Genomic DNA, 362 nt, shown 5'->3' with positions numbered 1-362 from the left:
AAGGTAATAACAGCAATTCTTATTAATAAAACATATATATGAATTGGAAATATAAATAAAAGAGGATGTTGCAAATAACTAATTATTATTGCAACATCCCATATTTTTATAAGTAACATTTTATAACAGCGACATAAAAATTTAATTTTGATATAATAGAATAAAACAAGACAGGAGAATAAAATGAAACTTATTTGCTATAAAAAATGCAGCACTTGTAAGGCTGTTGAAAAAATGTTAAAAGAAAAAAATATTCAGTACAAATACAGAAATATTGATACTGAAAATCCGTCAAAAGAAGAGTTAAAGTTGTGGCACGAAAAATCTGGATTAGATATAAAAAAATTCTTCAATACGAGTGG

The 362-nt window shown here is 24.3% G+C and carries 1 protein-coding gene; it reads left to right on the top strand.

All coding sequences use genetic code 11. The features are described from left to right. Positions 1 to 183: 183 nt before the first annotated feature. Positions 184 to 362, top strand: a 179-nt coding sequence (locus ABGF48_RS08495) for a glutaredoxin domain-containing protein (protein WP_408105901.1), incomplete at its 3' end; no start/stop codon positions are given.

Origin of the sequence: Helcococcus bovis, assembly GCF_046035835.1 — a bacterium.
In the GTDB taxonomy this organism is placed as follows: domain Bacteria; phylum Bacillota; class Clostridia; order Tissierellales; family Peptoniphilaceae; genus Helcococcus; species Helcococcus bovis.
Note: the sequence above shows the minus strand (reverse complement) of the source record. Positions and strands in the feature narration are given on the sequence as shown.